Below are 5,382 nucleotides of genomic sequence, written 5' to 3'. Positions count from 1 at the left end.
GACCGAGGAACCTCCGTTCCCCACCCTTGAGGTCGTGCGGGAAGCAGCCCGGGTACTCACCCGTACGCGGGAGAACGTGCTTGTGCGCAGTCAACCCTGAGCAGTTCACAACTCCCTGAGGTTGCACGGGGCCCGTACGACCTCGGAACCAGGGCCGCCCCCGCCTCTCCTCCCCTGGTCGGACTTCGGCGCACTCGGCGGGTGAACTCCCAAGTCCGCACGTACCGTCGAAGGCATGACGCACATCGACGCGGGCACCGACCTCGATCCTGTGCACCCCACCACCGCCCCGGCCACGGGGCGGGCGCGCGGCCTGACCGCCGCCGAGGTGGCCGAGCGAGTGGCCCGCGGCGAGGTGAACGACGTCCCCGTACGGAGCAGCCGCTCCCTGGTGGACATCGTCCGCGCGAACGTCTTCACCCGGTTCAACGCGATCATCGGCGTCCTCTGGCTGATCATGCTGTTCGTCGCGCCGATCCAGGACAGCCTGTTCGGCTTCGTGATCCTCGCCAACACCGGCATCGGCATCGTCCAGGAGTGGCGGGCGAAGAAGACCCTGGACTCGCTCGCGGTGATCGGCGAGGCGAAGCCGACGGTGCGCAGGGACGGGGTCGCGGCGGTGGTCGGCACCTCCGAGATCGTCCTCGGGGACCTGATCGAGATCGGCCCCGGCGACAAGATCGTCGTGGACGGCGCGTGCGTCGAGACGGACGGCCTGGAGATCGACGAGTCGCTGCTCACCGGGGAGGCCGACCCGGTCGTCAAACACCCCGGCGACCCGGTGATGTCCGGCAGCTTCGTGGTCGCGGGCGGCGGGGCGTTCACCGCGACGAAGGTGGGCCGCGAGGCGTACGCGGCGCAGCTGGCGGAGGAGGCGAGCCGCTTCACCCTCGTCCACTCGGAGCTGCGCTCCGGTATCTCCACGATCCTCAAGTACGTGACGTGGATGATGGTCCCGACGGCGATCGGCCTGATCATCAGCCAGCTGGTGGTGAAGGAGAACGGCTTCAGGGACTCCGTCGCCCGTACGGTCGGCGGCATCGTCCCGATGGTCCCCGAAGGGCTGGTCCTCCTCACCTCCGTCGCCTTCGCGATCGGGGTGATCCGCCTCGGCCGCAAACAGTGCCTCGTCCAGGAGCTGCCGGCCATCGAGGGCCTCGCCCGCGTCGACACCGTGTGCCTGGACAAGACGGGCACCCTGACCGAGGGCGGCATGGACGTCACCGGGCTGCGCCCGCTGAACGGCAGCGACGAGGCGTACGTCCGGAAGGTGCTCGGCGCGCTCGGCGAGTCCGATCCCCGCCCGAACGCGTCCCTGAAGGCCATCATCGACGCCTACCCGGACAGCGAGGACTGGCGCTGCACCGAGGCGCTGCCCTTTTCCTCCGCCCGCAAGTACAGCGGCGCACGCCTCAGCGAGGGCGACGGCCAGTCCAGCGCCTGGCTGCTCGGCGCGCCCGACGTCCTCCTCCCCGACGACGACCCGGCCCTCACCGAGACGGAACGGCTGAACGAGGAGGGGCTGCGGGTCCTGCTGCTGGTTCGGGTGACCCGCGAACTCGACGACCCGGAGGTGGCGCGGGACGCCCACCCCACGGCCCTCGTCGTCCTCGAACAGCGGCTGCGCCCCGACGCCGCCGACACCCTGCGCTACTTCGACGAGCAGAACGTCCGGGCGAAGGTCATCTCCGGCGACAACGCGGTGTCGGTCGGCGCGGTGGCGGGGAAGCTGGGCCTGACGGGAGTGGTCGTCGACGCGCGCCGCCTCCCCGCCGAGCGGGACGGGATGGGTGAGGCGCTGGACGCGGGCACCGTCTTCGGCCGCGTCACCCCGCGGCAGAAGCGGGACATGGTGGGCGCCCTCCAGTCCCGCGGCCACACGGTCGCGATGACCGGTGACGGGGTGAACGACGTGCTGGCTCTCAAGGACGCCGACATCGGGGTGTCGATGGGGTCGGGCTCGGAGGCGACGCGGGCGGTGGCCCAGATCGTGCTGCTGAACAACAGCTTCGCCACGCTGCCGTCGGTGGTGGCGGAGGGCCGCCGGGTGATCGGCAACATCACACGGGTCGCGACCCTGTTCCTGGTGAAGACGGTGTACTCGGTGCTCCTGGCCGTCCTGGTGGCGTGCTGGCAGGTGGAGTACCCCTTCCTGCCCCGCCACCTCACCCTGCTCTCCACGCTGACGATCGGCGTCCCGGCGTTCTTCCTGGCGCTCGCCCCCAACAAGGAGCGCGCGCGACCCCACTTCGTCCGCCGCGTCATGCGCTACGCCGTCCCCGGCGGTGTGCTGGCGGCGCTGGCCACGTTCGCCACGTATCTGATCGCCCGTCACTACTACACGGGTGAGGGCGCGTTGGAGGCGGAGACGAGCGCGGCGACGCTCACCCTCTTCCTGATCTCCATGTGGGTGCTGGCGATCATCGCCCGCCCGTACACCTGGTGGCGGCTCGGCCTGGTGGCGGCGATGGGCGGCGCCTTCCTCCTGGTCCTCGTCGTCCCCTGGCTCCAGGACTTCTTCGCGCTGCGCCTGGTGGGGACGACGATGCCGTGGACGGCGGTCGCGATCGCGGCGGGCTCGGCGGCGGCCCTGGAGTTCCTGTGGCGCTGGGTGGACCACCGCTTCCCCGCGTAGCGCGGCCCCCGCGCGTCGAGGGGGCCGCCCGGCCGTCGCCCCGCGCCCACGATCAGGCGCGGTCGTGGAGCGTGACGTGGTAGCCGTCGGGGTCGGCGAAGGAGAAGGTCCGGCCGAAGGGGCCGTCGATCGGCGCGGAGACGATGGGGTGACCGTCGGCGGCGAGCGCGTCGTGGATGGCCTGGACGTCGGTGGCGTGGAGCCAGATCGCGACGCCGAGGCCGGGCTGGGCGACGGACGCGAGGTCGGTGCCGGGAAGGACGTCGCGGAGGGCGAACGCGATCGGCTTCGTCTCGAAGACGACGGCGTGCGGAGGGCCGGCCGGCGAGCGGACGACGCCCAGGTACCGCTCGTAGAACGCCTGTGAGGCGTCGAGGTCGCGCACTTGGAGCGAGAGGAAGTCGGGACCGGTGGCGGGCATGAGGACACTCCTTGACTAGCGTGTCAGTTTCCTGACACGCAAGCTATGTCAGAATACTGACATGAGTCAAGAAGAGGTCGGCGTCGACCTGGAGACGTCACTGGGCTACCTGCTCAAGGAGGCGTCGAGCGCCCTGCGCGCGGCCATGGAGGAAGTGCTGCGGCCGCTCGGCATGAACGTGACGCACTACTCGTGCCTCGAACTGCTGGCGCAGCGACCGGGCTTGTCGAACTCTGAACTGGCACGGGGCGCGTTCGTGACGCGGCAGACGATGAACGTGCTGCTCAAGTCCCTGGAACGGGATGGCTACGTGACCAGGGCCACGGAGGCACCCGTCGGAAAGGCGCTCCCCACACGACTCACCCCCGCGGGTCGGCGAAGCCTGGAGAAGGCGAGCGCGGCGGTCCGCTCCGTGGAGCTGAGAATGCTCAGCGGCCTGACCGCCCCCGAACAGTCGGACGCGTCCCGAATCCTGCGAAGCATGATCCACTCCCTGCGCGCCGACAACGAGGAGGCGTAGCGGTTCCGCGACGCACGTTCTCGCCCGTTCTCCCCGGGAACGACGAAGCCACCGGAACGGGCCCCCGCCGTCGGCGGGTTCGCCGGCCGTTCGGGGGCTCCGTCACCGGGGGCCTGTCGCCGCCGACCGTGCGGCGGCGGGTTCCCGCTGCTTACTTCACGTCGAGCGTGTCGCCCACGGCCGTCGCCGCCGCCGTGCCCGAGCTGCCCGCGAAGACATAGCGGTACGTGCCGTCGACGGACGCCTTGACGGTGGTGGACACCTCGCCCGTGGCGGACGTCTTGACCGTCTTGACGTTCTTGTAGGCGGACGCGCCCGCCGCCTTGAACTGCAGCGTCACCGACTGGTTGCCGTACGCGGCGTTCGTGCCGGCGTCCCAGTTGGCGCGGGTCAGCTTGCTGGTGACGGTGACCGTCTCACCCTTGGCGACCGGCTCCGGGGCGACGTCCGCGCCCTTGAGCTGCGTGGCACGCTGCACCTTGAAGGACTTGGCGTTGTCCTTCTGGATGAAGTTGGTGTCCTTGGCCTGGGCGATCACCCAGGTCTTCCAGGTGCCGGCGACCTTGTTGACCGCGTTGCCGCCGGCCTTGAAGGTGTAGTTCGCCGAGCAGGTCGACTTCGTGGAACTGACCTTCTTGCACTTGATCCAGGTGCCGCCGGAGGCCGCCGCGCTGTCCGCGGTCTCCAGGCTCTTGCCGTGGTACAGCTGCGCGGCGGCACGCCACGCACCGGAGTTGTCGGTGACGGAGAAGGACAGCTTGACCGTCTTCTTGCCCGTGGCACCGACGACGACGGGCTTGCCGCCGTTGATGACGAAGTTGGAGACCTTGACGTTGCCGACCTTCTCGTCGGCCTGTGCGGCCGGGGCGACGAAGGCGGTCAGGGCCAGGGCGCCGGTGATGACACCCAGAGTGGCACGCTTGTGCAATGTATTCCCCACGTGGAAGGGACCTCACGGCAGGTCGATGTCGCGCGAGATCCGTTTGTCGGTCTGAGAGCCCGAGGGCTTCGGGAGACTCCAGGGGTTCAAGGGAACCCCCGGGCTCACGGGAAGCCGGTCGGCTCGGGTGATCAGATCCATGAGTGTGGCGAATAGTTGTACGAGATGCGAATGAGTTTCGGAGATGTTGCGCACGTCACATCCGCATCCCCTGCCGCAGCGGCACCAAAGCGCGACAACCGGGACGGACCCGTCCGACCGACCCGGCCCGGTCAGTCGAACCAGCGGTCGCGGGCCAACTCCTCCGTCCTGGACGGGTCCTCCAGCAGCGCCGCGACCTCGAAGCGGCGCGGCCACTGACCCGCCGCCCACGCCAGCCCGGCCGCGACGCCCTCCAGGGTCGCGGCGTGCAGGACACCGTCCCCGGTGCGGCGCCAGTCGAGTTCGACCCCGTCGACGACGAGTTCCTCGTGCTCGACATAGGTCGCGGGGGTGGCCGGCCCGAGCAGCATCCGCACCGACTCCGGTACGTCGTGCTCCGCGCCCTCGGAGTCCACCTCGCCCGTCACCGACTCGCTGAGCCGCCGCACCTGGAACAGCTCGGCCAACTCGGCCGCACGGGACGGCCGTACGGGCAGCAGCGGCACACCGGCGGTGAAGGGCAGCAGGTCGGGCGAGTCGACGACGACCGCGTCGGCGGCGTCCACGACCGTCACCTCACCGTCCACCACGGCCCGCAACTCGTCCGGCAGCGTCACCTGTTCGGGGTCGAGGTCCGCCAAGGCGCCGTACAGGCCGTGGAGTTGCGCGGCCGTCACCTCACGCTCCGGGTCGGCCAGGCGGTCCAGCAGTTCGGCGGCGCCGCC

General features: G+C 70.2%; 4 protein-coding genes and 1 pseudogene. 2 read left to right on the top strand and 3 right to left on the bottom strand.

Going from position 1 to position 5,382, the window contains the following annotated elements; translation table 11 throughout:
• Positions 1 to 235: 235 nt before the first annotated feature.
• The gene (locus tag AOK15_RS13180) at positions 236 to 2,635 is read left to right on the top strand and encodes an HAD-IC family P-type ATPase (protein ID WP_055516146.1); all 2,400 of its coding nucleotides are present in this window, start codon (positions 236 to 238) and stop codon (positions 2,633 to 2,635) included.
• A 52-nt stretch (positions 2,636 to 2,687) separates the two neighbouring features.
• Here the strand turns inward: AOK15_RS13180 and AOK15_RS13175 are convergent, their stop codons facing one another.
• Complete coding sequence (locus AOK15_RS13175; protein ID WP_055516144.1) at positions 2,688 to 3,056, bottom strand: VOC family protein; 369 nt, start codon at positions 3,054 to 3,056, stop codon at positions 2,688 to 2,690.
• 61 nt (positions 3,057 to 3,117) lie between these two features.
• Between AOK15_RS13175 and AOK15_RS13170 the strand changes: the two genes are divergently transcribed.
• Entirely contained in the window at positions 3,118 to 3,576 is a 459-nt protein-coding gene (locus AOK15_RS13170; protein WP_055516142.1) for a MarR family winged helix-turn-helix transcriptional regulator, read from the top strand.
• A gap of 151 nt (positions 3,577 to 3,727) precedes the next feature.
• Here AOK15_RS13170 and AOK15_RS13165 read toward each other — a convergent pair whose 3' ends face one another.
• Both AOK15_RS13165 and AOK15_RS13160 read right to left on the bottom strand, forming a co-directional pair.
• A complete protein-coding gene (locus tag AOK15_RS13165) occupies positions 3,728 to 4,516 on the bottom strand; it encodes a calcium-binding protein (protein ID WP_240508412.1) in 789 nt (262 codons plus the stop codon).
• Between the two features lie 272 nt (positions 4,517 to 4,788).
• Positions 4,789 to 5,382, bottom strand: a pseudogene (locus tag AOK15_RS13160) (sacsin N-terminal ATP-binding-like domain-containing protein); the annotation flags it as partial.

Source organism: Streptomyces ossamyceticus (genome assembly GCF_001418475.1).
Classification (GTDB): domain Bacteria; phylum Actinomycetota; class Actinomycetes; order Streptomycetales; family Streptomycetaceae; genus Streptomyces; species Streptomyces ossamyceticus.
Note: the sequence above shows the minus strand (reverse complement) of the source record. Positions and strands in the feature narration are given on the sequence as shown.